26 protein-coding genes are annotated in these 26271 nt (G+C 64.6%); 15 read left to right on the forward strand and 11 right to left on the reverse strand.

From position 1 onward, the window contains the following. Positions 1-6: 6 nt before the first annotated feature. The gene (locus DFS21_RS22305; RefSeq protein WP_110703241.1) at positions 7-1323 is read right to left on the reverse strand and encodes a bifunctional DedA family/phosphatase PAP2 family protein; all 1317 of its coding nucleotides are present in this window, start codon (positions 1321-1323) and stop codon (positions 7-9) included. 3 nt (positions 1324-1326) lie between these two features. Next, positions 1327-2019, reverse strand: coding sequence for a DNA-3-methyladenine glycosylase (locus tag DFS21_RS22310; RefSeq protein WP_111533148.1), 693 nt, complete (start codon positions 2017-2019; stop codon positions 1327-1329). A gap of 297 nt (positions 2020-2316) precedes the next feature. Between DFS21_RS22310 and DFS21_RS22315 the strand changes: the two genes are divergently transcribed. The 13 genes from DFS21_RS22315 (at position 2317) to DFS21_RS22375 (ending at position 14762) form a co-directional block, all read left to right on the forward strand. Beyond that, positions 2317-3588, forward strand: coding sequence for a glutamate-5-semialdehyde dehydrogenase (locus DFS21_RS22315; RefSeq protein ID WP_111533149.1), 1272 nt, complete (start codon positions 2317-2319; stop codon positions 3586-3588). After that, a complete protein-coding gene (gene nadD / locus DFS21_RS22320) occupies positions 3557-4249 on the forward strand; it encodes a nicotinate-nucleotide adenylyltransferase (protein WP_110703232.1) in 693 nt (230 codons plus the stop codon). The genes DFS21_RS22315 and nadD overlap by 32 nt, the downstream gene beginning before the upstream one ends. Positions 4250-4293: 44 nt before the next feature. Then, positions 4294-4725 (forward strand): ribosome silencing factor, encoded by a 432-nt coding sequence (gene rsfS, locus DFS21_RS22325; protein ID WP_102683784.1) that lies wholly within the window; start codon positions 4294-4296, stop codon positions 4723-4725. Between the two features lie 9 nt (positions 4726-4734). Next, positions 4735-5202 carry a 23S rRNA (pseudouridine(1915)-N(3))-methyltransferase RlmH gene (gene rlmH / locus DFS21_RS22330; RefSeq protein WP_023631106.1) on the forward strand — a complete coding sequence of 156 codons (468 nt, stop codon included), beginning with the start codon at positions 4735-4737 and terminating at the stop codon, positions 5200-5202. 17 nt (positions 5203-5219) lie between these two features. Next, positions 5220-7118 carry a penicillin-binding protein 2 gene (gene mrdA / locus DFS21_RS22335; protein ID WP_111533150.1) on the forward strand — a complete coding sequence of 633 codons (1899 nt, stop codon included), beginning with the start codon at positions 5220-5222 and terminating at the stop codon, positions 7116-7118. A gap of 38 nt (positions 7119-7156) precedes the next feature. Continuing rightward, positions 7157-8260: a rod shape-determining protein RodA gene (gene rodA, locus DFS21_RS22340; protein ID WP_177485983.1), complete on the forward strand. Its 1104-nt coding sequence runs from the start codon at positions 7157-7159 to the stop codon at positions 8258-8260. Between the two features lie 17 nt (positions 8261-8277). Beyond that, positions 8278-9288 (forward strand): lytic murein transglycosylase B, encoded by a 1011-nt coding sequence (gene mltB, locus DFS21_RS22345; protein WP_111533197.1) that lies wholly within the window; start codon positions 8278-8280, stop codon positions 9286-9288. Beyond that, a complete protein-coding gene (locus DFS21_RS22350; RefSeq protein WP_046857280.1) occupies positions 9289-10287 on the forward strand; it encodes a septal ring lytic transglycosylase RlpA family protein in 999 nt (332 codons plus the stop codon). It begins immediately after the preceding gene. A gap of 265 nt (positions 10288-10552) precedes the next feature. Beyond that, positions 10553-11713, forward strand: a complete 1161-nt coding sequence (locus DFS21_RS22355) for a D-alanyl-D-alanine carboxypeptidase family protein (RefSeq protein ID WP_046857279.1) — start codon at positions 10553-10555, stop codon at positions 11711-11713. 70 nt (positions 11714-11783) lie between these two features. Next, positions 11784-12059: a DUF493 domain-containing protein gene (locus tag DFS21_RS22360; RefSeq protein WP_110703223.1), complete on the forward strand. Its 276-nt coding sequence runs from the start codon at positions 11784-11786 to the stop codon at positions 12057-12059. After that, a complete protein-coding gene (gene lipB / locus DFS21_RS22365; RefSeq protein WP_110703220.1) occupies positions 12059-12706 on the forward strand; it encodes a lipoyl(octanoyl) transferase LipB in 648 nt (215 codons plus the stop codon). The genes DFS21_RS22360 and lipB overlap by 1 nt, the downstream gene beginning before the upstream one ends. A gap of 2 nt (positions 12707-12708) precedes the next feature. Further along, a complete protein-coding gene (gene lipA, locus DFS21_RS22370) occupies positions 12709-13725 on the forward strand; it encodes a lipoyl synthase (RefSeq protein WP_046857277.1) in 1017 nt (338 codons plus the stop codon). A 98-nt stretch (positions 13726-13823) separates the two neighbouring features. Continuing rightward, entirely contained in the window at positions 13824-14762 is a 939-nt protein-coding gene (locus tag DFS21_RS22375) for an LD-carboxypeptidase (RefSeq protein WP_110703217.1), read from the forward strand. A 34-nt stretch (positions 14763-14796) separates the two neighbouring features. Here DFS21_RS22375 and DFS21_RS22380 read toward each other — a convergent pair whose 3' ends face one another. The 5 genes from DFS21_RS22380 to leuS form a co-directional block, all read right to left on the reverse strand. Next, positions 14797-16110: a lytic murein transglycosylase gene (locus tag DFS21_RS22380; RefSeq protein WP_111533151.1), complete on the reverse strand. Its 1314-nt coding sequence runs from the start codon at positions 16108-16110 to the stop codon at positions 14797-14799. A gap of 62 nt (positions 16111-16172) precedes the next feature. Further along, on the reverse strand, positions 16173-16337 hold the full coding sequence (arfA, locus tag DFS21_RS22385; protein ID WP_023630277.1) for an alternative ribosome rescue factor ArfA: 165 nt from the start codon (positions 16335-16337) through the stop codon (positions 16173-16175). Between the two features lie 91 nt (positions 16338-16428). Continuing rightward, positions 16429-17466 carry a DNA polymerase III subunit delta gene (holA, locus tag DFS21_RS22390; protein WP_111533152.1) on the reverse strand — a complete coding sequence of 346 codons (1038 nt, stop codon included), beginning with the start codon at positions 17464-17466 and terminating at the stop codon, positions 16429-16431. A 37-nt stretch (positions 17467-17503) separates the two neighbouring features. Continuing rightward, positions 17504-18109, reverse strand: a complete 606-nt coding sequence (gene lptE / locus DFS21_RS22395; protein WP_111533153.1) for an LPS assembly lipoprotein LptE — start codon at positions 18107-18109, stop codon at positions 17504-17506. A gap of 62 nt (positions 18110-18171) precedes the next feature. Next, on the reverse strand, positions 18172-20778 hold the full coding sequence (gene leuS / locus DFS21_RS22400; RefSeq protein WP_111533154.1) for a leucine--tRNA ligase: 2607 nt from the start codon (positions 20776-20778) through the stop codon (positions 18172-18174). Positions 20779-21015: 237 nt separating this feature from the next. Between leuS and DFS21_RS22405 the strand changes: the two genes are divergently transcribed. Beyond that, entirely contained in the window at positions 21016-21330 is a 315-nt protein-coding gene (locus DFS21_RS22405) for a hypothetical protein (RefSeq protein WP_110703200.1), read from the forward strand. A gap of 123 nt (positions 21331-21453) precedes the next feature. Then, on the forward strand, positions 21454-22215 hold the full coding sequence (locus DFS21_RS22410; RefSeq protein WP_111533155.1) for a YdcF family protein: 762 nt from the start codon (positions 21454-21456) through the stop codon (positions 22213-22215). Between the two features lie 32 nt (positions 22216-22247). On the opposite strand, the gene lnt is transcribed toward DFS21_RS22410, so the two are convergent. The 4 genes from lnt to DFS21_RS22430 are packed head-to-tail and all read right to left on the reverse strand — an operon-like array spanning position 22248 to position 26104. After that, the gene (gene lnt, locus DFS21_RS22415; RefSeq protein WP_110703197.1) at positions 22248-23765 is read right to left on the reverse strand and encodes an apolipoprotein N-acyltransferase; all 1518 of its coding nucleotides are present in this window, start codon (positions 23763-23765) and stop codon (positions 22248-22250) included. Between the two features lie 8 nt (positions 23766-23773). Continuing rightward, positions 23774-24613: an HlyC/CorC family transporter gene (locus DFS21_RS22420; RefSeq protein WP_023630352.1), complete on the reverse strand. Its 840-nt coding sequence runs from the start codon at positions 24611-24613 to the stop codon at positions 23774-23776. A 26-nt stretch (positions 24614-24639) separates the two neighbouring features. Continuing rightward, a complete protein-coding gene (gene ybeY / locus DFS21_RS22425) occupies positions 24640-25113 on the reverse strand; it encodes an rRNA maturation RNase YbeY (protein ID WP_023630353.1) in 474 nt (157 codons plus the stop codon). Beyond that, positions 25106-26104: a PhoH family protein gene (locus tag DFS21_RS22430; RefSeq protein ID WP_110703194.1), complete on the reverse strand. Its 999-nt coding sequence runs from the start codon at positions 26102-26104 to the stop codon at positions 25106-25108. Before DFS21_RS22430 ends, ybeY begins: the two co-directional genes overlap by 8 nt. Positions 26105-26271: the final 167 nt, after the last annotated feature.

A 26271-nucleotide genomic window follows, 5' to 3' on the forward strand; every position in this document is an offset into this window, starting at 1 on the left:
TGGCCGTCAGTATTGGTAGCGCAGCAACGCCTTGGGCAGCGCGTGCAGGGCAAAGAACGTCAGCAACGCGATGCACGCTGGCAATACCAGCCACCATACCCGCTGCGGCAGCGCCGTGAGCGGCTGGCGATATTGCACCAGGGTCAGGCTCAGCGCACACATGCAGCATGCCAGCAGCGCGCCGGCGAGGATATCGGTCGGCCAGTGCGCGCCCAAGTATACCCGCGACAGCGCGATGGCCAGGGCCGGAATGCACCCCAGTAGCACCCAGGTCAGGCGCATGCGCGGCGGCTGGCCGCGCCCGGCCAGCACCGCCAGCACCAGGAAGAAGGCGAACGATGCCGAGCTATGCCCGCTGGGCATGCTGTAGCTGGTCAGCGGGTCGGTCAGCACCTCGGGGCGGGCGCGGGCGAACAACCATTTCAGCGTGCCGTTGGCCAGGGCTGTGCCGATCAGTGTCGCGCCGGCGAACAGCGCGTGGCGCCATTGCCGGGCCAGCAGCAACAGGCCCGTGAGCAGGCCACCGAGGAAGAACTGGGTACGGAAGTCGCCCAGGCGGGTGATCACCACCACGGCGCCGTCGATGGCCTGGCTGCGGTGCTCCTGCACCAGGGTCATCACGCCCTGGTCGAATTCGCTCAAGTAGCGCCAGCCGATGAACAGCGCGGCTACCGCCAGGCCACTGAGGGCGGCGATCAGGCGGGTGCCGTGGCGTTGATCACGGATGCTGGTGCTCAGGCTCAGGCCGATCAGCACCGCCAGGGTGCCCATGACAATCCCCGCGTCCAGCCAGAACCCTTCCGGCAGTGGCAGGCGCATCGCCGCGCCGGTGGCCCAGCCGGGCAGCAGGTAGGCCACCGACCAGCCGGCGCCAGCCACCAGGCTCACCGCGATGAAGCGCGGCAGGGGCATATCGAACATGCCGGCGACCATCGGTAGCATCGGTCGCAGCGGGCCGATGAAGCGGCCGACCAGCAGGCTGGCGATTCCATAGCGCTGGAAGTACGCCTCGGCGCTGCCGATCCACTCCGGGTGGCTGCGCAGCAACGGCAGGCGGCGGATGTTCTGGTGGAAGTACTTGCCGATGGCGTAGGAGATTGCGTCGCCGAGCATGCCGCCGAGGAAACCCAGCAAAAGCGTTTCGCCCAGGCTGAAGGTGCCGCTGCCGGCCAGCACGGCGACCGCGAACAACAGCACGGTGCCGGGCACGATGATGCCGGCGATGGCCAGGCATTCGACGCAGGCCACGAGGAAGATTGCCAGGCCCAGCCACTGAGGGTTGGCGCCAAGCCAGGTGGTCAGGCTGTCCAGCCATTGGCCCATGGTTCAGTTTCCTTGTTCAAGCATGAAGAAGTCTTGCCCTTCGACCTGGCCGCGTCGCAGCGGGTTTCGGGTGCAGTGGCGGGCGTAATCGGCATCGACGAAGCGGTAGGGCAAATGTTCGTCGCGGCCATGGGGGATGCCCAGGCGGGTGGTCTGGATCACCCGGGGAACCTTGATGCCGCAGTCTTCGACGTACAGATGCTCGGGGTCGAAACGCCGGGCATCCCAGTGCGGCACCTTCAGGCCCATGGCCCGGCACAGCAGGGTCTGGCCGTTGCACAGGCGCTCGGGAGGGCGCAGGTTGCCGCTGGCGTCGGGGTTGTTCAGTTGCATCCGGGCCAGGCTGTTGGCGTCGGAGATGGCGTCGATCCAGGGGTAGGCGGACTTGATCAGCACCGCGTTGCCCGGGCCCTGGGCGCTGAAGTTCAGTGAGTCGCCGCCGCGGGCGTAGTACATGTAGATATGCCCGCCATCGAGGAACAGCGCCTTGCGCTTCTCGGTGAAACCCAGGGACGCATGGCTGCCCTTGTCGGTGAGGTAGTAGGCCTCGGTTTCGATGATGCGCGCCGCCAGCCAGAGGTCGCCATGGCGGTGACGGATGACCTTGCCCAGCAGGTCGCGGGCGAGGGTCTGCGCATCGCGATCGAAGAAACTGTCGGGCAGGGCGCGGGCCGGGCAGGGGGCTGGGGCGGACATACGGGCGGTTCGTGGCTGTGAAGGCGGGGATGATAGCAATGAATGGCTTAATCGAGGCTGAATCAAGTTGACGCTATCGCGGGGCAAGCCCGCTCCCACGCAAATGGCTGCATGCCCCGTAGGGCGTGGGAGCGGGCTTGCCCCGCGATGACGCTGAGGTGTGTTTCGATACGGGTGGTTACATCTTTCCTACGTATCGGCGGCAACCATTTTCTACCATCCGCCACCCGCCGCTGGGCGTACCCGAGCGCTCCAGTTATAATCAGCCGATTTCCCCTTTGCCAAGACACCGAACCCATGACCGAGTCCGTTCTTGACTACATGACCCGCCTGGGTCGCGCCGCCCGTGAGGCCTCGCGGGTGATCGGCCGTGCCAGCACCGCGCAGAAGAACCGCGCCCTGCAGGCCGCCGCCGACGCTCTCGACGCGGCCCGCGACGCGCTCACCGCAGCCAACGAACAGGACCTGGCCAATGGCCGCAAGAACGGCCTGGAACCCGCGCTGCTCGAGCGCCTGGCGCTTACTCCGGCGCGCATCGACGGCATGATCACCGGCCTGCGCCAGGTGGCCAGCCTGCCGGACCCGGTCGGTGCACTCCGCGACATGAGCTACCGCCCGTCGGGGATCCAGGTCGGCAAGATGCGCGTGCCGCTGGGGGTGATCGGCATCATCTACGAGTCGCGCCCCAACGTGACCATCGACGCTGCCAGCCTGTGCCTGAAGTCGGGCAACGCCACCATCCTGCGCGGCGGCTCCGAAGCCATCCATTCCAACCGTGCCATCGCCACCTGCATCCAGCGGGGCCTGGCCGAGGCCGGCCTGCCGCCGGCAGTGGTGCAGGTGGTCGAGACCACCGACCGCGAAGCCGTGGGCGCGCTGATCAGCATGCCGGAATTCGTCGATGTCATCGTGCCCCGTGGCGGCCGCGGCCTGATCGAACGCATCAGCCGCGATGCCCGGGTACCGGTGATCAAGCACCTGGACGGTATCTGCCACATCTTCGTCGATGCCCACGCCGATCTGGACAAGGCCTGGCGCGTTGCCTTCAACGCCAAGACCTACCGTTACGGTATCTGCGGCGCCATGGAGACGCTGCTGGTGGACCAGTCGGTGGCCGAGCGCTTCCTGCCGGAAATGGCCCGCCGTTTCCAGGACAAGGGCGTCGAGCTGCGCGGTTGCGAGCGCACCCGGGCGTTCATCGCCGCCAAGCCAGCCAGCGAAGACGACTGGCACACTGAATACCTCGACGCGATCCTGTCGATTCGCGTTGTCGACGGCCTGGAGCAGGCCATCGAGCACATCAACCATTACGGCTCGCACCACACCGATTCGATCATCACCGAGCACCAGGGCCAGGCCCGGCGCTTCATGGCCGAGGTCGACTCGGCATCGGTCATGCTCAACACCCCGACCTGCTTCGCCGACGGCTTCGAATACGGCCTGGGCGCGGAAATCGGTATCTCCACCGACAAGTTGCATGCCCGCGGCCCGGTCGGCCTCGAAGGCCTGACCTGCGAAAAGTACGTGGTGATCGGCGATGGCCAGCTGCGCGGCCAGGAGCCGTGCTGAGTTGAGCAACCCTGTCGCAGTCCGGCGCGTCGGCATTCTCGGCGGCACCTTCGACCCGGTGCATATCGGTCACCTGCGCAGTGCGCTGGAAGTGGCCGAATTCATGTGCCTGGACGAACTGCGCCTGCTGCCCAACGCCCGGCCGCCGCACCGCGACACCCCGCTGGTGGCCGCGCAGGATCGCCTGGCCATGGTGCGCGGCGCCGTGCAGGGCGTCGAGCGCCTGAGCGTGGATGCCCGCGAGCTGGCCCGCGACAAGCCGTCGTACACCATCGATACACTGGAGTCGATCCGCGGCGAACTGAGCGCGCACGACCAGTTGTTCCTGGTGCTGGGCTGGGACGCATTCTGCGGCCTGCCCAGCTGGCATCGCTGGGAAGAGCTGCTGCAACACTGTCACATCCTGGTGCTGCAACGCCCGGATGCCGATGTCGAACCCCCTGACGAGCTGCGCAACCTGCTGGCGGCGCGCTCGGAGAGCGATCCCACCGCCATGTCCGGCCCGGCGGGGCACATTTCGTTCGTCTGGCAGACTCCGCTTGCGGTGTCCGCCACGCAAATCCGACAGCTGCTGGCCAGCGGCAAGTCGGTGCGGTTCCTGGTGCCGGACGCAGTACTGGCCTATATCGAGGCACACGACCTGTATCGTGTGTCCAACTGACGGCGCCAGTGGGCGCCTCATCCAACGAGTTGAACGAGTTTTATATGAGCAAGCAGAAAATCAATGGCATCAGTGGCGAAGAGCTGGTCAAACTGACCATCACGGCTCTGGAGGACGTCAAGGCCCAGGACATCCAGGTCATCGACGTGCGTGAGAAGCACAGCCTGACCGACTACATGATCATTGCCACCGGTACCTCCAACCGCCAGATCAACGCGATGCTGGAAAAGGTCCGTGAAGCGGTCAAGAAACAAGGCGCACAGCCGCTGGGTGAAGAAGGCAAGGGCGACAGCGACTGGGTGCTGCTGGACCTGAACGACGTCATCGTGCACATGATGACTGCCGCTGCCCGCCAGTTCTACGACCTGGAGCGCCTGTGGTTGGGCGCCGAGCAGAGCCGTGCCGCCGATGCCAAGCACCACAGCCCGGAAAACGCCAGCGACTACTTCACCGACAAGCTCAAAGACCGGGAATAAGGAAGCGCCGTGCGTCTGCGTCTGATCGCGGTCGGCTCGCGCATGCCCAAGTGGGTCGAGGAAGGCTGGCATGAATATGCCAAGCGCCTGCCCCCCGAGCTTGCGCTGGAGCTGGTGGAAATCCCGCTGAACACCCGCGGCAAGAACGCCGATGTCGCCCGCCTGATCCGTCAGGAGGGCGAGGCGATGCTGAGCAAGGTGCAGCCTGGGGAACGCATCGTCACCCTCGAGGTCCATGGCAAGCCCTGGAGTACCGAGCAACTGGCGGGCGAGCTGGACCGTTGGCGCCTGGATGCGCGTACGGTCAACCTGATGGTGGGCGGCCCGGAAGGGCTGGCGCCGGAAGTCTGCGCACGCAGCGAGCAGCGCTGGTCGCTGTCGCCGCTGACGTTGCCGCACCCGTTGGTAAGGATACTCATCGGCGAGCAGATCTACCGCGCCTGGACCGTGTTGTCCGGGCATCCCTACCACAAATGAACCTGTAAGCCTGTCCGATGCCGCAGCAGATCCGCCTCAAGGACCACGAGAAAGACGCCCGCCTGGTGCGCAACCGCGTCGTCGTGGGCGCCGTGGCGGTGGTGCTGCTCGTCTGCGTATTGATCGCCCGGCTGTATTACCTGCAGGTCATCCAGTACGACTATCACTCGACGCTGTCAGAGAACAACCGGGTGCATGTGCAGCCGATCCCGCCGACCCGCGGGCTGATCTTCGACCGCAACGGTGTGGTGGTGGCCGACAACCGCCCCAGCTTCAGCCTGGTGATGACCCGCGAGCGCGCCGGCAATGCTGGCAAGTGGCAGGAAGTGCTGGACGTGATCGTCGAGGTGCTCGAGCTCACCCCTGACGACCGTGCCCTGTTCGAAAAGCGCATGAAGCAGGGGCGCAGGCCGTTCGAGCCGGTGCCGATCCTGTTCGAGCTCAACGAAGAACAGATCGCCCGCATCGCGGTCAACCAGTTCCGCCTGCCTGGGGTAGAGGTGGCGGCGCAGCTGGTTCGCCACTATCCCCAGGGCGCGCACTTCGCCCATTCGGTGGGCTATGTCGGGCGGATCAACGAGAAGGAACTCAAGACCCTCGACCCGGTGAACTACAGCGGCACCCACCATATCGGCAAGACCGGCATCGAGCGCTTCTATGAAGACGAACTGCATGGCCAGGTGGGCTACGAGGAAGTCGAGACCAATGCTCGGGGCCGGGTGCTGCGGGTGCTCAAACGCACCGATCCGAAGCCGGGCAAGGATATTGTCCTGAGCCTCGACATCAAGCTGCAGGAAGCCGCCGAGAAGGCGTTGGGCGGGCGCCGTGGCGCCATCGTCGCCCTCGAACCGCGCACCGGCGAAGTGCTGGCGATGGTCAGCCAGCCGAGTTTCGACCCCAACCTGTTCGTCACCGGTATCGGTTTCAAGGCCTACGCCGAACTGCGCGACTCGATCGACCGGCCGCTGTTCAACCGCGTGCTGCGCGGCCTCTACCCGCCGGGCTCGACGATCAAGCCGGCGGTGGCGATCGCCGGGCTCGACAGTGGCGTGGTAACGGCGGGCAGCCGGGTGTTCGACCCGGGTTACTACCAACTGCCCAACTACGATCACAAATACCGCAACTGGAACCGCAGCGGCGATGGCTGGGTTGATCTGGATGTGGCAATCATGCGGTCAAACGACACGTACTTCTACGACCTCGCGCACAAGATGGGCATCGACCGGCTGTCCAGCTACATGAACAAGTTCGGTATCGGGCAGAAAGTCGCCCTGGACATGTTCGAGGAGTCGCCCGGCTTGATGCCATCCCGCGAATGGAAGCGCGCCACCCGCCGCCAGGCCTGGTTCCCCGGCGAAACCCTGATTCTCGGCATTGGCCAGGGCTACATGCAGACCACGCCGCTGCAACTGGCCCAGGCCACCGCGCTGATCGCCAACAAAGGCGTGTGGAACCGCCCGCACCTGGCCAAGACCATAGAAGGCCAGCCACCGGTGGACGAGAACCCCATGGAAAACATTGTTCTGCGCGACAAGTCCGATTGGGCCAGGGTCACCCACGGCATGGAGCAGGTGATGCACGGCGCCCGCGGGACCGCCCGCAAGGCCGCCATTGGCTCGCAGTACCGCATCGCCGGCAAGAGCGGTACCGCCCAGGTGGTGGCGATCAAGCAGGGCGAGAAGTACGACCGCAACAAGCTCCAGGAACGCCACCGCGACCACGCCCTGTTTGTCGCCTTCGCCCCGGCCGACGACCCCAGGATCGTGGTCTCGGTGATGGTCGAGAACGGCGAGTCCGGTTCCGGCGTCGCCGCCCCCGTGGTACGTCAGGTCATGGATGCCTGGCTGCTTGACGAAAATGGCCGGCTCAAGCCCGAGTTCGCCCCTGCCACAGTCGCCCAGGAATCGGCCCCGTGAAGAACAACTTCGACCGCATGCTCTCCAGCGAGGACGTGATGCGCAGGCGCGCCAGCTTCCTGCAGCGCATCCATATCGACGGCCCCTTGCTGCTTATCCTGCTGACGCTCGCCGCCGGCAGCCTGTTCGTACTGTATTCGGCCAGCGGCAAGAACTGGGACCTGCTGATGAAGCAGGCCAGCTCGTTCGGCATCGGGCTGGTGTCAATGTTCATCATCGCCCAGCTCGAGCCACGCTTCATGGCGCGTTGGGTGCCACTGGCCTACCTGGCAGGGGTGTTCCTGTTGATCGTTGTGGACGTGATGGGCCACAACGCCATGGGCGCGACGCGATGGATCAATATTCCCGGGGTGATCCGCTTCCAGCCATCGGAATTCATGAAGATCATCATGCCGGCGACCATCGCCTGGTACCTGTCCAAACGCACCTTGCCGCCACACCTCAAGCATGTGGCGATCAGCCTGATCCTGATCGGCATGCCGTTCATCCTCATCGTGCGCCAACCTGACCTGGGTACGGCATTGCTGATCCTGGCCTCGGGAGCGTTCGTGCTGTTCATGGGGGGGCTGCGCTGGCGCTGGATCGTCAGTGTGATCGCGGCGGCGGTGCCAGTGGCGGTGGCGATGTGGTTCTTCGTCATGCACGACTACCAGAAGCAGCGCGTGCTGACCTTCCTCGACCCGGAAAGCGACCCGCTGGGTACCGGCTGGAACATCATCCAGTCGAAGGCGGCGATCGGTTCGGGCGGTGTGTTCGGCAAGGGCTGGCTGCTGGGCACCCAGTCGCACCTGGACTTCCTGCCCGAGAGCCACACCGACTTCATCATCGCCGTGCTCGGCGAAGAGTTCGGCCTGGTCGGCATCTGCCTGCTGCTGCTGATCTACATCCTGTTGATCGGTCGCGGGCTGATGATCACGGCCCAGGCCCAGACCTTGTTCGGCAAGCTGCTCGCGGGCAGCCTGACCATGACTTTCTTTGTTTATGTGTTCGTCAATATCGGTATGGTCAGCGGCCTTCTGCCCGTGGTGGGCGTGCCGCTGCCCTTTATCAGCTATGGCGGAACTTCGTTGGTGACGCTGCTGTCAGCGTTTGGCGTTCTGATGTCGATCCATACGCACCGCAAATGGATCGCACAGGTTTGAAAAAGGTGAAGAATTTCATGCAAGCAGTGCGTGGCTGGGCTGCCCGCCTGGCGCCGTGGTTCGGCGCGTTGGGTTTGCTTGGCGCAGTCCAGCAGGCTGATGCCGGTGACTATGACGGCTCGCCGCAAGTGGTCGAGTTCGTTGGCGAGATGACTCGCGACTACGGCTTTGCCGGCGAGCAACTGATGGCTGTGTTCCGCGAGGTGCAGCGCAAGCAGGCGATCCTCGACGCGATTTCGCGGCCGGCCGAACGGGTCAAGCCGTGGAAGGAATATCGCCCGATGTTCATCACCGATGCGCGCATCGCTCGTGGCGTGGACTTCTGGCGCCAGCACGAGGCCGTGCTGGCCCGCGCCGAGCAGGAATACGGCGTGCCGGCGCAGGTCATTGTCTCGATCATCGGGGTGGAAACCTTCTTCGGCCGCAATACCGGCAATTACCGCGTGATCGACGCGCTGTCCACGCTGGGCTTCGATTACCCGCCGCGCGCCGAATTCTTCCGCAAGGAGCTGCGCGAGTTCCTCCTGCTGGCCCGCGAAGAGCAACTCGACCCGCTCACGCTCAAGGGCTCCTACGCCGGTGCCATGGGCCTGCCGCAGTTCATGCCGAGCAGCTTCCGCGCCTATGCCGTGGACTTCGACGGCGACGGGCACATCAACATCTGGAACAACCCGGACGATGCCATAGGCAGCGTCGCCAGCTACTTCAAGCGCCACGGCTGGGTGGCCGGGGAGCCTGTGGTCAGCCGTGCCACCGTGCGTGGCGAGCGCGCCGACGAAGGCCTGACCAGCGGCATCGAGCCGGTGAAGACGGTCGCGCAGTTGCGGGCGCTGGGCTGGTCGAGTCATGATGCGCTGCGCGATGATCTGCCGGTCACCGCCTTCCGCCTGGAAGGTGAATACGGCCCTGAGTACTGGATGGGCCTGAAGAATTTCTACGCGATCACTCGCTACAACCGCAGCGTGATGTATGCCATGGCGGTGCATCAGCTTTCGGAACAGCTGGTTCTGGCACGGGGCGTCAAGTAAATGCGCGAACTCTTCACTGCAAATGCCGCAAAACTGCTGACCTGCGTCGCCGTCGGCCTGGTGCTGGCCAGTTGCTCGTCCAGTCGGCCCTCCACCCCGCAGAGCGGCAACACCGTGCGTGCGCAACCGGGCCTGGACATCAACCGTGCCCACAAAGACGGCGCGCCCTGGTGGGACGTGGACGTCAACAAGATCCCCGACGCCACCCCGACCGTGCACACCGGCAACTACAAGGCCAACCCTTACACGGTGCTGGGCAAGACCTACTACCCGATGCAGGACTCGCGCAACTACCGCGCCGAGGGTACCGCTTCGTGGTACGGCACCAAGTTCCATGGCCAGAACACGGCCAACGGCGAGCTCTATGACCTCTACGGCATGAGCGCGGCGCACAAGACCCTGCCGCTGCCGGCCTACGTGCGGGTAACCAACCTGGCTAACGGGCGCAGCGTGATCCTGCGGGTCAACGACCGTGGCCCGTTCTATTCCGACCGTATCATCGACCTGTCCTACGCTGCTGCGAAGAAGCTCGGCTATGCCGAAAGCGGCACCGCGCACGTGCGCGTTGAGGGCATCGACCCGCAGCAATGGTGGGCCCAGCGTGGCCAGCAGCCGCCGATGGTGCTCAAGGAGCCGCAGGTGGCCCAGGCCCAGCCGATCGCCGCCAGCACCGGGCGCGTCGAGCAGTGGACCCCGCCGCCGCAGCAGCACGCGGCGCCAGTAGTGCCGGTGCAGGTGGGCGGCAACAATGTGCCGAACGCCAGCGGCGGCAGCATCCTGCAAGTGGGCGCGTTCGCCAACCCGGACGCCGCCGAATTGCTGCGCTCGAAGCTGAGCACCATGGTCAGCGCGCCGGTATTCATCAGCTCCGTCGTGCGCAACCAGCAGACCCTGCACCGTGTACGCCTGGGACCGATCAGCAGCCAGGGTGAGATCCAGCAGGCCCAGGACAGCATTCGCCTGGCCAATCTCGGCCAGGCGAAAGTCGTGACTGACTGAGCAGCATCGCGCAGCGAACCCGCGCCCATGCCAGGTGGTCCGAACGGCGTGGGAGCGGGCATGCCCCGCAATGAATCAGCACACCGACCTGTCGGTTTGTTCATGAATTGCCGGTCGCAGGTATGTACAATGCCGCTTTTGCCCGCAGCGGCATTACGCCGCACTTTTGGGGCCAGGCCACAGGCCATAAAACTAGACTGACGGGGCGCTGGGCAAATGAACTTGCCCACGGAACATCAGACCATTAGCGATTTACGAGAGACGGATGAACATCACCAACCTTGCCAAACGACTTTGCCTGCCTGTTCTGCTGCTGATCACCCCTGCTGCCTTCGCAGCGGAGCAGATGATGCCGGCACCACCGCAACTGGCCGCCAAGTCCTATGTACTCATGGACGCGTCCAGCGGCAACGTGCTGGTCGAGAACAACGGTGACGAGCGCCTGCCGCCAGCCAGCCTGACCAAGCTGATGACCGCCTACATCGCCACCCTGGACATCCGTCGTGGCCAGATTGGCGAGAACGACCCGGTGACCGTCAGCGAGAACGCCTGGCGTACCGGCGGTTCGCGCATGTTCATCAAGGTCGGCAGCCAGGTGACCGTCAGCGACCTGCTGCACGGCATCATCATCCAGTCCGGCAACGATGCATCGGTCGCCCTGTCCGAGCACATCGCCGGCAGCGAAGATGCCTTCGCCGACATGATGAACAAGACCGCCACCGACCTGGGTATGGCCAACAGCCACTTCATGAACCCCACCGGCCTGCCGAACCCGGAGCACTACTCCTCGGCCCATGACATGGCCCTGCTGGCGCGTGCGATCATCAACGAGGATCCGGCGCACTACGCCATCTATTCGCAGAAAGAGTTCTTCTGGAACAACATCAAGCAGCCTAACCGCAACCTGCTGCTGTGGCGCGACAAGACTGTCGACGGCCTGAAGACCGGCCACACCGACGAAGCCGGCTACTGCATGGTCGCCTCAGCCGTGCGTGACGGCCAGCGTCTGATCGCCGTGGTGTTCGGTACCAACAGCGAGCAATCGCGGGCCGCCGAGACCCAGAAGCTGCTGACTTACGGTTTCCGCTTCTTCGAAACCCAGACCTTCTACCAGAAAGGCACCGAGCTGACTCAAGCTCCGGTATGGAAAGGCGCGACCAACCAGGTGAAAGCCGGCCTGGCCAACGACCTGACCATGACCATGCCTAAAGGCCAATTGAAACGCCTCCAGGCTTCGATGACCATGAACCCGCAACTGACCGCGCCCATCGCCAAAGGTGACGTGATCGGCAAAGTGGAAGTCAAACTGGATGAGAAAGTGGTTCACAGTGCCGACCTCATCGCCCTGGACGGCGTCGAGGAAGCAGGTTTCTTCGGCCGCATGTGGGACAGCATCCGCCTGTTCTTCTACGGTTTGTTCAACTGATACGTGACTTGCACGCCCCCGTGAACCAGGCGGGGGCGCTGCTGCCACGGCTTACGAGGCCGTTTCCGCCATGAGCGAAGAAGACGTCAAGTCGCACAAGATCGAATTCCCCTGCGAGGATTACCCGATCAAGGTGATCGGTGACACCGCTGTCGGTTTCAAGGACACGGTAATCGAGATTCTCAGCAAGTACGCCAAGGTCGACCTCTCGACGCTGGCCGAACGCCAGAGCAAGGAAGGCAAGTACACCACGGTGCAACTGCATATCGTTGCCACCGGTGAGGACCAGCTGCACGACATCAACAGCGCCTTGCGCGCTACCGGCATCGTGAAAATGGTGCTGTGATGCCTGCTTGCCTCGGTTTTCGCGATCTTGGCCTGCAGCCCTATGAACCGGTGCTGGAGGCCATGCGTCGCTTTACCGAGCAGCGTGGCCCGGACAGCCTGGACGAAGTCTGGCTGGTCGAGCATCCTCCGGTGTTCACCCAGGGCCAGGCCGGCAAGGCCGAACACCTGCTGATCCCCGGCGAGATACCGGTGGTGCAGACCGACCGCGGCGGCCAGGTCACCTACCATGGCCCCGGCCAGTTGGTGGCCTACCTGCTGCTGGATGTGCGCCGCCTGAGTATCGGCGTGCGCGAGCTGGTCAGCCGTATCGAGCAGACCCTCATCGACCTGCTCGCCAGCTATGGCGTGCAGGCGGTGGCCAAACCCGACGCTCCGGGCGTCTATGTCGATGGCGCGAAGATCGCGTCCCTTGGCCTTCGAATCCGCAATGGCCGTTCGTTCCACGGCCTTGCCCTGAACGTGGACATGGACCTTGCGCCATTCCGCCGAATCAACCCCTGTGGGTATGCGGGGCTGGCCATGACCCAGCTGCGCGACCTGGCAGGTCCGATCGAACTCATTGAGGTCAGGACAAGGCTGCGCGGACAGCTGGTCAAGCACCTCGACTATGCTGAGCAGACGACCCTGACGGGCGGAATCGACTGATTATGACAACTGTGCAAGAAGCCGTGCCGAACCTGATCCCGACGCAAGACGTCACCCCACGCCCTGCTCCTAAAAAAGTGGAAGCCGGCGTGAAGTTGCGTGGCGCCGACAAAGTGGCACGTATCCCGGTGAAGATCATCCCCACCGAAGAGCTGCCGAAAAAACCCGACTGGATCCGCGTGCGCATACCGGTTTCCCCGGAAGTCGACCGCATCAAGCAACTGCTGCGCAAGCACAAGCTGCACAGCGTATGCGAAGAAGCCTCCTGCCCGAACCTGGGTGAGTGCTTCTCTGGCGGTACCGCCACCTTCATGATCATGGGCGACATCTGCACCCGCCGCTGCCCGTTCTGTGACGTCGGTCACGGCCGGCCGAAGCCGCTGGATGTCGACGAGCCGAAGAACCTGGCCGTGGCCATCGCCGATCTGCGCCTGAAGTACGTAGTGATCACCTCGGTGGACCGCGATGACCTGCGTGACGGCGGTGCCCAGCACTTCGCCGACTGCATTCGCGAGATCCGCGCGCTGTCGCCGGGCGTGCAGCTTGAGACCCTGGTGCCGGACTATCGCGGCCGCATGGACGTGGCACTGGAAATCACCGCGCAGACCCCGCCGGACGTGTTCAACCACAACCTCGAGACCGTGCCGCGCCTGTACAAGGCCGCGCGTCCGGGCTCGGACTACGACTGGTCGTTGGACCTGCTGCAGAAGTTCAAGCAGATGGTCCCGCACGTACCGACCAAGTCCGGCCTGATGCTGGGCCTGGGCGAGACCGACGAGGAGGTCATCGAGGTGATGCATCGTATGCGCGAGCACGATATCGACATGCTCACCCTCGGCCAGTACCTGCAGCCGTCGCGCAACCACTTGCCGGTACAGCGCTTCGTGCACCCGGACACCTTCGCCTGGTTCGCCGAGGAAGGTTACAAGATGGGCTTCAAGAACGTCGCCTCCGGTCCTCTGGTACGCTCGTCGTACCACGCCGACCAGCAGGCCCACGAAGCCAAGATCAAGCTCTGAGTCGGGCTTGAGCGGGATATGCCGATGTGCGCCGGAAGGCGGCATCGGCTTTTTTTTGAGCTACAAGTTTCAAGCGACAAGCTGCAAGGAGTGGCGCGATGAATTGCCTGGAAACTGCCGAGTACCTGTTGCCCAAGGCCCTGCCTGACAACGCCCGTTTCGCCATCGTCGCCCCGGCAGGTCCGGCACGGCTGGATACCGACAAGGCCCGCCGGTGGTTCGAAGACCGTGGCCAGCAATGCCGCATCTATCCTGGAGTGCTGCAGGCGGACGGTTACCTTGCCGGTAGCGACGAGCAGCGCCTGCGCGACTTGCACGATGCGTTCAGCGCCCCGGACATCGACGCCATCCTGTGCATGCGCGGCGGTTACGGCAGCATGCGCCTGCTGGACCGAATCGACTTCGAACTGATCCGCCGCCATCCCAAGCCCCTGGTGGGTTACAGCGACATCACCGCCCTGCATTCGGCGCTCAATCGACATACCGGGATGCTGGCCTTCCATGGCGCAATGCTCAATGCCGACCTGCTGGGGGGCAAGCTCGAGCCCACCGTCAGCTCTCTGTTCGGGCAGTTGAGGGGGCGGCTGGGGGCGGGTGATGCGATCGGCCATCCAGCGGCTTTTGCGCTCACCAGCGTGGTGTCCGGTGTTGCCAGCGGGCGTCTGGTCGGTGGCAACCTGTCGCTGCTCGGCACCACGCTGGGGACGTTGGCGGAAGTCGACACCCGGGACAGCATCCTGTTCATCGAGGACGTCAACGAGCCGCTCTATCGTGTCGACCGCCTGCTGACCCAATTGCGCCTGGCCGGCCAGCTGGAGGGTGTGCGTGGTGTACTGGTGGGGGATTTTGCCGGGATCACGGTCGCGGCCATGACGCCCTTGCTGCTGGATATCTTCGGCCCGCTCGGGGTGCCGGTGCTGGCGGGGTGGCGCAGCGGACATTGTGATCCGAATGTGTGCCTGCCATTGGGCGCGCAGGTCAGGCTCGAGGCGGGAGCGAAACGGCTGGTGCTCGAGCAGGCCTTGTTCAAGGCCTGAAACAGTTGGGGCCGCTTTGCGGCCCCAGTACTTTCTAGCGACGCAGGCTGTCGAGCAGCTTGTGCGTCGGATATCCATCCGCCGGCCAGCCCTGCGCCTGCTGGGCATTGCGAATGGCCTTGCGGGTATTGGCGCCGATGATCCCGTCAGGATTGCCTGCCTCATGGCCACTGGCGTTGAGCAAGGTCTGCAGCTCGATTCGTTCGCTGCGGCTCAGCGGCAGGTCTTCTTTTGGCCAGCTGCCGGCAATGAACCCCCAACCGTAGAAGCGATCCCCCAGCAGGCTCACCGCCAGCGCATAGGAAGACGAGTTGTTGTACTTGAGGATCGCGCGGAAGTTGTCCAGTACCAGGAACGCCGGCCCACGGGCGCCGGCGGGCAGCAGCAGGGCGGCGGACAGCTGGTTGCTGCCGGTGGGCAATGCGGTACCAGCGGGCAGTTTCACGCCCAGTTGCAACCATTCGCTGACGCTCTTGCGCTGGCTGCCATCGGCCAGCCACCAGTCGAAGCCTGCAGGTACCTGTACCTCGAAGCCCCAAGGCTGGCCACGCTTCCAGCCGGAGGCCTGCAGGTAGTGCGCGGTGGAGGCCAGCGCATCGGCGGTGCTGTTCCAGATGTCACGGCGACCATCACCGTCGAAGTCCACCGCGTGGGTGAGGTAGGTGGTCGGGATGAACTGGGTCTGGCCCATGGCGCCGGCCCAGGAGCCGCGCATCGCGTCAGGCTGGATGTCGCCGTTTTGCAGGATCTGTAGGGCGGCGATCAGTTGGTCCTGGGCGAACTGGGGGCGGCGGCCTTCATAGGCCAGGGTGGCCAGCGAACGGATCACCGACTTGCTGCCCTGGAACTGCCCGAAGTTGCTCTCCATACCCCAAACCGAGACCAGCACCTGGCGGTCGACGCCGTAGCGTTGCTCGATGCGTGCCAGTAGCTCGGCATTCTGTTCGAGCAGTTTCTTGCCGTTGCGTACGCGCAGCGGCGACAGGGCGCCGTCCAGGTATTCCCAGACTGGGCGGGTGAACTCCGGTTGGCTGCGGTCAGCCTTGATCACGTCCATGTCCGGGGTGACGCCGAGGAAGGCACGGTCGAACAGACTGGCGCTGATCCCGGCTTGCAGGGCTTGCTCGCGGAAACCGGCCTGCCATTGGGCGAAGGTCTGCAGGGGCTGGATTTCGCTGCTGCCATCGGGCGTGGTGCCGGGCAGCGTAACGACGGGTGCGGGCTGGACGGGGGCCAGCGGCAGGGCATCGGCGGCGGTGGGTTTCTCGGCGCAGGCGACGAGCAGGATGAAGCTTGTGGCCGCGATCAGCTGGCGGGGTTGCCAGCGGAGAGTGAGACGAGAGGGCATGCACAGATCCAGAATTGCAGGTCAGGTGCCGACCATACCATGCCTGCGCATTTCATGCCTTTTCAGGCGGCCATAAAGCAGGAAGCCTCCCAATCTCTCGATTGGAAGGCTTCGCGGCGATAGCTGCCTTTGCCTTTTCCTGCCTGTTCCTGGCGGCAGCGGAACAGCGGTTGGGCGATGATCGACTTGGCCTTGTTGGGGCCGTGCTTTTTCGGCTTCTTGCTCATGGCGGGTTCCCGGTCTAGTTGGATTGCGGGCGCACTGTAGGCCTGTAGCGCTATGTGAGCCAATTGATTGTGTTTATGGCGGCGGGGCGCTTTATTCGGCGGGCAGCGGCAGGCGTTGTCCGGCCATGAGCAGCGACAGGCGCGCCAGACTGGTCCACGGCGAGCCCTCGGCCTGGCCCTTGATCTGCGCATCGATACGCTGGGCATCCTGCAGAAGCATGGCCCAGCGCTGCGCAGAGAGGCGCTGCAGGGCCTTGCTCACCAGTGGTCGGCGCTTGTCCCACACCGGTGGGCGCGCCTGGCTGAAGGCCTTGTCCAGCGGCACGCCCTGGCTGAACTGTTGTGCGAGCCCGGCCAGCAAGCGCAGTTCGCGGGCAAGGGCCCAGAGGATGACCGGCGGCTCGACACCTTCACCGCGCAGCCCTTCGAGCATGCGCAGGGCATGGGCTGCTTCGCCATTGAGAATGGCATCGACCAACCCGAACACATCGAAGCGGGCGCTGTCGGCGACAGCGGCCTGGACGGTTTCGACGGTGATCTGGTTGCCCTCGGCGAGCAACTTGAGCTTCTCGATCTCCTGGGCGGCGGCCAGCAGGTTGCCCTCGACCCGGGCGGCGATCAAGTCGATGGCGTCACGCTGGGCCGACAGGCCGGCCTGGGACAGGCGCTGGTTGATCCATTGCGGTAGTTGCTGGGCGTCCACCGGCCAGATCTGGATGAATTGGCAGTGCGCGCCTTCGATCAAGGCCTTGCCCCACTTGGTTTTCTGCGCGCTGCCATCGAGCTTGGGCAGGCTGATCAGCAGCAGCGTGTCCTCGGCCGGGTTGGCGCAGTATTCCATCAGCGCGGCAGCGCCTTTGTCGCCGGGCTTGCCCGAGGGCAGGCGCAGCTCCAGCAGCCGGCGCTGGGCGAACAACGACAGGCTGGCCCCGGCCAGCAGCAGGTTGCCCCAGTCGAAGTTGGCATCGGCGCTGAACACCTGGCGTTCGTCGTAGCCCTGCTGGCGCGCGGCGCTGCGGATGGCGTCGGCGGCCTCCTGGCACAGCAGCGGGTCGTCACCGCTGACGATGTAGACGGGCGCCAGCTGGCCTTGCAGGTGCTTGTTGAGTTGGGCGGGGGAGAGCTTCATGGCGAAGGGCGGGGCACCTCAGGTGCCCCGTTCAGGCTCAGGGAGCCGGGACTTCCAGCGGCGACTGCTGAGGCGTCTCGTCCTGGATGCGCTGGGCTTCCTTCAGGGCGCGAGCCTCGGCTTCGGCGCGCTCGTTGGCCTTGCGTTGCAGCTCGTCGAGGTGTTCCGGGGTCAGCTGCTGCAGGCGGGCCATCATGCCCTGTACCAGATCGCGGCGCATTTCTTCGCGGACCTGGTTGGCTTCCTGGCCAGAGCCGTTGATGTTGTTGCCGTCGTGAATGTAGTACTTGCGCACCTGCAGTTTGTCTTCGAGCAGGCGTGTGTCGTTCTGGCCTTCCAGTGCGTAGTTGAGCACGATGCTCAGCTCATATTCGGCCGAGCGGCTGCCGCCGTCGTAGGTTGCGGCGCGCTGGTTTTCCTGCTCGTTGGTGAGTACCAGCTTGTAGGGGGCACCGGCGTAGACCTTCACGCCGCTGCTTTCCAGGGTGCGGCGCAGCTGCATGACGGTCGGGCCGTACTGGTTGCGGGCGCCGAGGTCAATTTCCTTGATGCTCAGTTCGTTGGTTCCGGTGCCGCGCAGCTGGAAACCGCAGGCGCTGAGCAGCACAGCCAGGCCCATTACCAGCAGATTGCGTTTGATCATGTGTGTTGCTCCCTCGTGGACCGATTACGCCCGCCTGCAGGGTGTGCAGGCGGGCGTTGCCATCAGTTGGCGACGATATTGACCAGTTTGCCCGGAACGACGATGACCTTGCGGATGGTCAGGCCGTCGGTGAAGCGCAGGACGTTCTCGTTGTTGCGAGCGGCGGCCTCGACTTCCTCGCGGCTGGCGGCGGCCGGCATCTCCACCTGGCCACGCAGCTTGCCGTTGACCTGTACCACCAGGGTCACAGTGTCCTGTACCAGGGCGCCTTCATCGACAATCGGCCAGTTCGCATCGATCACCGCCTGGTCGTGGCCCAGCTGCTTCCACAGCTCATGGGAGATGTGCGGGGTGATCGGTGCCAGCAGCAGGGTCACGGCCTCGAGGCCCTCCTGCAGCAGGGCGCGATCCTGGGCGGTCGCCTGTGGCGCCTTCTCCAGCACGTTCATCACGGTCATCACCTGGGCGATGGCGGTGTTGAACTTGTGGTACTGGCCCACGTCGGTGCTGGCCTGCTTGATCGCGGCATGGATGGCGCGACGGATGACCTTCTGCTCGTCGCTCAGGGCGGCGATGTCCAGCGTGCCCGGCAGGCCTTGGGCCACGTGGGCCTGGGCCAGGCGCCAGACGCGGCGCAGGAAGCGGCTGGCGCCTTCGACGCCGGAGTCGGACCATTCCAGGCTCATGTCGGGCGGCGAGGCGAACATCATGAACAGGCGGCAGGTGTCGGCGCCGTACTGCTCGATCATCGACTGCGGGTCGACGCCGTTGTTCTTCGACTTCGACATCTTCTCGGTGCCGCCGATTTCCACCGGCAGGCCATCGGTCTTCAGGCGCGCGCCGATGATCTTGGCCTTGGCGTCACGCTCGATCTCGACGTCGGCCGGGTTGAACCAGTCCTTGCCGCCGTTGCTGGCGACGCGGTAGTAGGTTTCGGCGACGACCATGCCCTGGGTCAGCAGGTTCTTGAACGGCTCGTTGGAGGTGACCAGGCCTTCGTCACGCATCAGCTTGTGGAAGAAGCGCGCATACAGCAGGTGCAGGATGGCGTGCTCGATGCCGCCGATGTACTGGTCGACAGGCAGCCAGTGGTTGGCGGCTTTAGGGTCGACCAGGCCTTTATCGTAGTTCGGCGAGGCATAGCGGGCGAAGTACCAGGACGACTCGACGAAGGTGTCCATGGTGTCGGTTTCGCGCTTGGCCGCGGTGCCGCATTTCGGGCAGGTGCACTCGTAGAACTCGGGCATGCGCGCCAGGGGCGAACCGGCACCGTCCGGTACCACGTTTTCCGGAAGTGTAACGGGCAGCTGGTCTTCCGGCACCGGCACGTCGCCGCAGGACGGGCAGTGGATGATCGGGATCGGGCAACCCCAGTAGCGCTGGCGGCTGATGCCCCAGTCGCGCAGGCGGAACTGGGTGCGCGACTTGCCGAGGTCCTTGCGGATCAGCGCGGCCTCGATGGCATCGAAGGCGCCCTGGAAGTCCAGGCCGTCGAATTCGCCGGAGTTGATCAGCTGGCCATGCTCGCCATAGGCGGCCAGCCATTCGCTGCCGACTTCGTCGCCGACGCTGGTGCGCACCACCGCCTTGACCGGCAGGTTGTACTTGTGGGCGAACTCGAAGTCGCGCTCGTCGTGCGCCGGCACGGCCATGACAGCGCCATCGCCGTAGTGCATCAGCACGTAGTTGGCGACCCATACCGGCAGCTTTTCGCCGGTCAGCGGGTGCTCGACGAACAGGGAAGTGGCCATGCCCTTCTTCTCCTGCGTGGCCATGTCGGCCTCGGCGACGCTGCCGCTCTTGCACTCGTCGATGAACGCCTGCAGCGCCGGGTTGCCCTGGGCGGCCTGGGTGGCCAGCGGGTGTTCGGCGGCGACGGCAACGTAGGTGGCGCCCATCAGGGTGTCCGGACGGGTGGTGAAGACTTTCAGGGTGCCCTCATGACCGATGCTCGCCTGGTCATAGGGGAACTGCACTTCCATGCCGCGGGACTTGCCGATCCAGTTGCGCTGCATGGTCTTGACCTGCTCGGGCCAGCCCGGCAGCTCGTCGAGGCTTTCCAGCAGCTCGTCGGCGTAGTCGGTGATGCGGAAGTAGTACATCGGGATTTCGCGCTTTTCGATCAGCGCGCCCGAGCGCCAGCCACGGCCATCGATGACCTGCTCGTTGGCCAGGACGGTCTGGTCCGCCGGGTCCCAGTTCACGGTGCCGTTCTTGCGGTAGATGATGCCTTTCTCGAACAGGCGGGTGAACAGCCACTGCTCCCAGCGGTAGTAGTCCGGCTTGCAGGTGGTGACTTCACGCGACCAGTCGATGGCCAGACCCAGGCTCTTGAGCTGGGTCTTCATGTAGTCGATGTTCTCGTAGGTCCACTTGGCCGGGGCGACGTTGTTCTTCATCGCGGCGTTTTCCGCCGGCATGCCGAAGGCGTCCCAGCCCATCGGTTGCAGTACGTTCTTGCCCAGCATGCGCTGATAGCGGGCGATCACGTCACCGATGGTGTAGTTGCGCACGTGGCCCATGTGTAGCTTGCCGCTCGGGTACGGGAACATCGATAGGCAATAGTAGGTGTCTTTGCCTGGCTGTTCGGTGACAGCGAACGATTGTTGCTCGTCCCAGGCATTCTGGGCGGCGGCTTCTACATCACGGGGCGTGTATTGTTCGTGCATGGCTACTTTGTATTGAGAGATAAGAGACATGTTCCAGGCAGCTCGACCTCGCTGCGTCCGGCACTCCGGGATCTGCAAGAGTGAACGCCGTAGCATACATGAGCGCCGCGCATCGTGGGAAACCCTGATTGCATCGCCCGCCGCGCGGGCCGTTGGTCGCGGCGCCCGGCCGCTTTTACGAGTGACGCTAAGCTCATCTGTGGGGGGAGATATTCTTACCTTCAATGAGGTGAACGGATGGGAGAGTCGCAACTAACCGCAAGCAAACCGGAGCTTTACGAGCGCTTGATCGACCGTTTGGGCCTGGCACTGGAAGTGGCCAGAACCTCCGTGCGATTGCGCGACGAGATGCCTGACGAACTGGAGTTACGTGGCCTGAGCCATGCCGAGTTCGAGGTGATCAAAGCCTACCTGGAATCCCTCCCGGAAGGCCGATTTGCCAGTGCCGGTGCCTACCCGCAACCGGAGCCGTCCTCGGCCAGGATTGTCTGGCTCAAGGACCGCAGGCGCCCCGGCGCCCCAGCCAGCTCCAGGACATTGCCGTCCCGATAGCCGTTCAGGGTTGCAGGCGCGGAGACGCGCCGGTTTTCACAATGCACGCATCGATCGGCGCCGGTTGCCCTTGAGGCCCGGTGCCGATCCTCTTAGGCTGCACGCCTTCCATGGAGGTGTGTGATGCCGATCCGTTTTTTCATCAAACAATGGTTGATGCCGCCTGGCGTCCTGTTCCTGTTGCTGCTGGCCGCCTGGTGGTGGCGCCGGCGCCGTCCGCGCCTGGCCGCGGCCTGTTTCACCCTGGGGCTGGGTGGCTTGTGGCTGATGAGCTTGCCACTGACGGTCGAGCAAGTTGCCCGAACCCTTGAAACAGAACCTGCGTTGGCGCTCGAGGGGTGGGCAGGCCTGGCATCCAGGGCCGACGCCATCGTGGTCCTGGGCGCCGGACGGGAGCGCGGCGATCCGGCCTGGGGTGGCCTTGATCAGCCAACCTACGTTGCCCTCGAGCGCATGCGCTACGCCGCGCAACTGGCCAAGGCCTCAGGGCTGCCGGTGCTGACCAGCGGTGGCTTGCACTATGGCACGCCGCCCAGTGAGGCCCAACTGATGGCTGACCGCCTGGAGGCGGACTTTGGCGTAAAGGTTTCCTGGAAGGAGGAAGCCAGCCACACCACCTGGGAAAACGCCGAGTTCAGCGCCAAGGTGTTGCAACCGCTGGGTATCAATCGGGTGGTGGTGGTGACGCAGGCCTGGCACATGCAGCGCTCGCGCTGGAGTTTCGAGCGGGCCGGGTTCGAAGTGGTGCCGGCGCCGGTGGGGTTCCTGGGGCGCGATCATGCGCGGCCGTTCGCGGGGTTGCTGCCGGAAAACCGGGCAATGTGGCAGAGCGGGCAGTTGCTCAACGAGGCGGCGGGGTTAGTGGGGTATCGCCTGTTCTACTAAGACTTGGGCCGCTACGCGGCCCAAGGGATGCTTCAGACGGTTCGCGCAATGCGCCCGGCCAGCAAGGCCCAGCCCAGCAGCAGCACGCAGACGATCGCCAGCGGCCACGAGCGCCATTGCAGGTACGGCGTCAGTTGCTGCATCGGTACCACCTCGCCATACAGCACGGCCCGCTGGAACTGCGGGACCTGCGTGGTGATCCTGCCGAACGGGTCGATCAGCGCGGTTACGCCGTTGTTGGTGGCGCGGATCATCCAGCGGCCGGCCTCCAGCGCTCGCATCTGGGCCATCTGCAGGTGTTGCAGCGGGCCGATCGAGGTGCCGAACCAGGTGTCGTTGCTGATGGTCAGCAGCAGGTCGCTGCGTGCGGCCAGGCTCGCAGCGAACTCGGGATAGACCACTTCGTAGCAGATGTATGGGGCGACCTGGTACCCCTTGGCCTGCAGCAGTGGCTGGTCCTCGGGACCACGGGCGAAATCCGACATCGGCAAGTTGAAGAACTCGATCAGGCCGCGCAGCATGTCCTGCAAGGGCACATACTCACCGAAGGGCACCAGCTTCTGCTTGAGGTAGGTGCCGTCGCCCTCGCCGGTCACGGTGATGCCGTTGAAGTAGCGGCGCTGGTGGTGGACCATCTGCCGCACCGGCACCCCGGTGATCAGCGCCGAATGCCGTTCGGCGGCGAAGGTACCCATCATGTCGATGTAGCCCTGGGCCTGGTCCTTGAGCACCGGCACGGCGGTTTCCGGCCAGATCAGCAGGTCGACGGGTTTCGAGCTGAAGCTCATGTCGCGGTACAGCGCCAGTTGCGCATTGACGTGCGCCGGGTCCCACTTCAGGTCCTGCTCGACGTTGCCTTGCAGGGCTGCCACCTTCAGCGGATCACCTGCCGGCTTGGTCCAGGCGTGATCCTTCAAGGCCAGGCCGATGATCCACGGCGCCGCCAGCAACACCGCACCAACAGCCAGGAACGAACGGCGCTCGCGCAGGCGATGGAGGTTGCACAGCAAGGCGGCAGTCAACGCCAGGGCGAACGAGATCAGCCACACGCCGCCCAACGGCGCCAGGCCCGCCAGTGGGCCATCGAGCTGGCTGTAACCTGCATAGAGCCAAGGGAAACCGGTGAGGAACCAGCCCCGGAAGGCCTCCTGCAGCAACCACAGGGCGGCAAAGCACAAGGCGTCTGCCAGCGGCGCCTCGTCGCGGCGTAACCAGCGTGCCCAGAGCCAGGCGGGCAGGGCGAAGAAGAAGGCCAGGCAGGCGAAGAATGCCAGCAGCAGCAGGATCGCCAGCAGCGGCGAGGCGCCGCCGTAGGTGTTCATGCTGACGTAGATCCACCAGGTGCCGGCGCCGTAGAGGCCGAAGCCGAAGCACCAGCCCCGGCCCAGGGCTTGTCGCGGGCTCAGCTCGCGCAGCCCGGCATAGAACAGCGCGAGGGACAGCAGGGCCAGCGGCCAGATGTCGAAGGGGGCCAGGGCCAGCAGGGTGGAGGCGCCGGCCGCCATGGCCAGCAGGTTACCGGGCCAGCCGGGGCGGGTGATCCAGCGCATGTTCGTCCTTAACGGTTGATCGGTGTCAGGCGCAGCAAGTGTATCCGGCGGCTGTCCGCATTGAGTATGCGGAAGCGGTAGCCGCCGATCTCGGTGGTTTCGTTACGTTTGGGCAAATGGCCGAACGCACTCATCACCAGGCCGCCGACCGTGTCGAACTCGTCATCGGAGAATTCGCTGTCGAAGAACTCGTTGAAGTTCTCGATCGGGGTCAGTGCCTTGACCAGGAAGTCGCCGCTGGGCAGCGGCTTGATGTAGCTGTCTTCCTCGACGTCATGCTCGTCCTCGATATCGCCGACGATCTGCTCGAGCACGTCCTCGATGGTCACCAGCCCTGCCACGCCGCCGTATTCGTCGATGACGATGGCCATGTGGTTGTGGTTGGCGCGGAACTCGCGCAGCAGCACGTTCAGGCGCTTGGACTCGGGCACGAAGGTGGCCGGGCGCAGCAGGTCCTTGATGTTGAAGCTGTCGCCATTCTCCTTGAGGATCAGCGGCAGCAGGTCCTTGGCGAGCAGAATGCCGAGCACATCGTCGTGGCTCTCGCCGATCACCGGGTAGCGCGAGTGCGCGGCATCGATCACTGCCGGCAGGAACTCGCGGGGCGACTGGTTGGCCTTGATGCTGATCATCTGCGAACGCGGCACCATGATGTCGCGTACCTGCAGGTCGGCGACCTGGATGGCGCCTTCGACGATGGTCAGCGCTTCGCTGTCGAGCAGTTTGTTCTGATGGGCTTCGCGCAGCAGCTCAAGGAGCTCCTGGCGGTTTTTCGGCTCATGGGCAAAAGCCTGGGTCAGCTTACCCAACCAGGACTTCTGCCCGTTGCTCGATCGGTCTTCGCTCATGGCGGTTACTCGTGATCCTTGCAGTATCAGTGTGTGATTGTTTCGGTTTCGTCGTCGGCGTAAGGGTCCGGGTGACCCAGTTCCGCCAGCAATTGCCGTTCCAGCGCCTCCATTTCCTCGGCCTCATCGTCTTCGATGTGGTCGTAGCCAAGCAGGTGCAGGCAGCCGTGGATGACCAGGTGCGCCCAGTGCGCCTCCAGGGACTTGCCCTGTTCGGCGGCCTCGCGCTCGACCACCGGCACGCAGATCACCAGGTCGCCCAGCAACGGGATGTCGAGCAGCTCGTCGGGGACGTCGGCGGGGAAGGACAGCACGTTGGTGGCGTAGTCCTTGTGCCGGTAGGTGTGGTTCAGCTCGCGGCCTTCGGCGGCGTCGACCAGGCGGATGGTCATTTCCGAGTCGGCGCTGCGCTGGCGCAGGGCAAGTTCGCACCAGCGGCGGAAGGCGGCGTCATCGGGGGCAGCGGCGTCCGTGGCCCGTTGCAGGTCGAGTTCAAGCATCTTTGCCGGGTGCCTCGGGCCTGGACTGACGGGCTTCGAAGCGGTCGTAGGCTTCGACGATACGCTGCACCAACGGGTGGCGTACCACGTCCTTGGGCTGGAAATGGGTGAAGCTGATGCCTGGCACGTCCTTGAGCACCTCGATCACATGGGCCAGGCCCGACTTGGTGCCGCGGGGCAGGTCGACCTGGGTGATGTCACCGGTGATCACCGCGGTCGAGCCGAAGCCGATGCGGGTGAGGAACATCTTCATCTGTTCGAGCGTGGTGTTCTGGCTCTCGTCGAGGATGATGAAGCTGTTGTTCAGGGTGCGGCCGCGCATGTAGGCCAGCGGCGCGATCTCGATCACCTGGCGCTCGATCAGCTTGGCCACGTGCTCGAAGCCAAGCATCTCGTAGAGCGCGTCGTAGAGCGGGCGCAGGTACGGGTCGATCTTCTGGGCCAGGTCGCCGGGCAGGAAGCCGAGCTTTTCGCCGGCCTCGACCGCCGGGCGCACCAGCAGGATGCGGCGCACCTGTTCACGCTCCAGCGCATCGACCGCGCAGGCCACGGCCAGGTACGTCTTGCCGGTACCGGCCGGGCCGATGCCGAAGTTGATGTCGTTGGCCAGGATTTCCTTGACGTAGCGCTGCTGGTTGACGCCGCGCGGGCGGATATTGCCCTTGCGCGTGCGCAGCGAGACGCTGACTTCGTTGACGGCCGGATTCTCGATGTTCTCGATCGTCGACTCCTGGAGATAGAGGTGCACCGTTTCCGGTGACAGCTCGTTTGCCTTGGCTTCGCGATAGAGGCGGCGCAGCAGTTGCTCGGCGGCGGAGGTGGTCTTGGGCTCGCCGATCAGTTCGAACTGATTGCCGCGGTTGCGGATCTCGATGGCCAGGCGTTGTTCGATCAGGCGCAGGTGCTCGTCGAACTGGCCGCACAGGTTGGCGAAGCGATGGGCCTCGAAGGGCTCGAGGATAAAGCGATGGGGTTGTATGGGTGCGTTCAAGGTCGTTTTTAGCCGCTCGACGGCAATGAGTGTGAACTCAAGAATAACCCTTGAGTGGCAGTGGCGAAAGCACTGAAACGATCAAGGGTCGCTGGGAAGCGTCCGATCCGTGCGTCAAAGCATGGCAGGGCAAGTTGACGAATCGATGATGCCGGGGCCAGCGCCGG

This window comes from Pseudomonas sp. 2848 (assembly GCF_003253945.1).
Lineage (GTDB): Bacteria > Pseudomonadota > Gammaproteobacteria > Pseudomonadales > Pseudomonadaceae > Aquipseudomonas.

What these genes read in the sequence shown, in the direction of transcription:
- DFS21_RS22350 (WP_046857280.1), top strand. Translation starts at nt 9,289, where the DNA reads ATGCGCGAACTCTTCACTGCAAATGCCGCAAAACTGCTGACCTGCGTC.
- arfA (WP_023630277.1), bottom strand. Translation starts at nt 16,337, where the DNA reads ATGAGCAAGAAGCCGAAAAAGCACGGCCCCAACAAGGCCAAGTCGATC.
- rsfS (WP_102683784.1), top strand. Translation starts at nt 4,294, where the DNA reads ATGAGCAAGCAGAAAATCAATGGCATCAGTGGCGAAGAGCTGGTCAAA.
- DFS21_RS22315 (WP_111533149.1), top strand. Translation starts at nt 2,317, where the DNA reads ATGACCGAGTCCGTTCTTGACTACATGACCCGCCTGGGTCGCGCCGCC.
- DFS21_RS22355 (WP_046857279.1), top strand. Translation starts at nt 10,553, where the DNA reads ATGAACATCACCAACCTTGCCAAACGACTTTGCCTGCCTGTTCTGCTG.
- rodA (WP_177485983.1), top strand. Translation starts at nt 7,157, where the DNA reads ATGCGCAGGCGCGCCAGCTTCCTGCAGCGCATCCATATCGACGGCCCC.
- lptE (WP_111533153.1), bottom strand. Translation starts at nt 18,109, where the DNA reads ATGATCAAACGCAATCTGCTGGTAATGGGCCTGGCTGTGCTGCTCAGC.
- leuS (WP_111533154.1), bottom strand. Translation starts at nt 20,778, where the DNA reads ATGCACGAACAATACACGCCCCGTGATGTAGAAGCCGCCGCCCAGAAT.
- mltB (WP_111533197.1), top strand. Translation starts at nt 8,278, where the DNA reads ATGCAAGCAGTGCGTGGCTGGGCTGCCCGCCTGGCGCCGTGGTTCGGC.
- lipA (WP_046857277.1), top strand. Translation starts at nt 12,709, where the DNA reads ATGACAACTGTGCAAGAAGCCGTGCCGAACCTGATCCCGACGCAAGAC.
- DFS21_RS22305 (WP_110703241.1), bottom strand. Translation starts at nt 1,323, where the DNA reads ATGGGCCAATGGCTGGACAGCCTGACCACCTGGCTTGGCGCCAACCCT.
- lnt (WP_110703197.1), bottom strand. Translation starts at nt 23,765, where the DNA reads ATGCGCTGGATCACCCGCCCCGGCTGGCCCGGTAACCTGCTGGCCATG.
- DFS21_RS22380 (WP_111533151.1), bottom strand. Translation starts at nt 16,110, where the DNA reads ATGCCCTCTCGTCTCACTCTCCGCTGGCAACCCCGCCAGCTGATCGCG.
- ybeY (WP_023630353.1), bottom strand. Translation starts at nt 25,113, where the DNA reads ATGCTTGAACTCGACCTGCAACGGGCCACGGACGCCGCTGCCCCCGAT.
- mrdA (WP_111533150.1), top strand. Translation starts at nt 5,220, where the DNA reads ATGCCGCAGCAGATCCGCCTCAAGGACCACGAGAAAGACGCCCGCCTG.
- DFS21_RS22405 (WP_110703200.1), top strand. Translation starts at nt 21,016, where the DNA reads ATGGGAGAGTCGCAACTAACCGCAAGCAAACCGGAGCTTTACGAGCGC.
- holA (WP_111533152.1), bottom strand. Translation starts at nt 17,466, where the DNA reads ATGAAGCTCTCCCCCGCCCAACTCAACAAGCACCTGCAAGGCCAGCTG.
- DFS21_RS22410 (WP_111533155.1), top strand. Translation starts at nt 21,454, where the DNA reads ATGCCGATCCGTTTTTTCATCAAACAATGGTTGATGCCGCCTGGCGTC.
- nadD (WP_110703232.1), top strand. Translation starts at nt 3,557, where the DNA reads ATGGCCAGCTGCGCGGCCAGGAGCCGTGCTGAGTTGAGCAACCCTGTC.
- DFS21_RS22360 (WP_110703223.1), top strand. Translation starts at nt 11,784, where the DNA reads ATGAGCGAAGAAGACGTCAAGTCGCACAAGATCGAATTCCCCTGCGAG.
- DFS21_RS22310 (WP_111533148.1), bottom strand. Translation starts at nt 2,019, where the DNA reads ATGTCCGCCCCAGCCCCCTGCCCGGCCCGCGCCCTGCCCGACAGTTTC.
- DFS21_RS22420 (WP_023630352.1), bottom strand. Translation starts at nt 24,613, where the DNA reads ATGAGCGAAGACCGATCGAGCAACGGGCAGAAGTCCTGGTTGGGTAAG.
- lipB (WP_110703220.1), top strand. Translation starts at nt 12,059, where the DNA reads ATGCCTGCTTGCCTCGGTTTTCGCGATCTTGGCCTGCAGCCCTATGAA.
- DFS21_RS22375 (WP_110703217.1), top strand. Translation starts at nt 13,824, where the DNA reads ATGAATTGCCTGGAAACTGCCGAGTACCTGTTGCCCAAGGCCCTGCCT.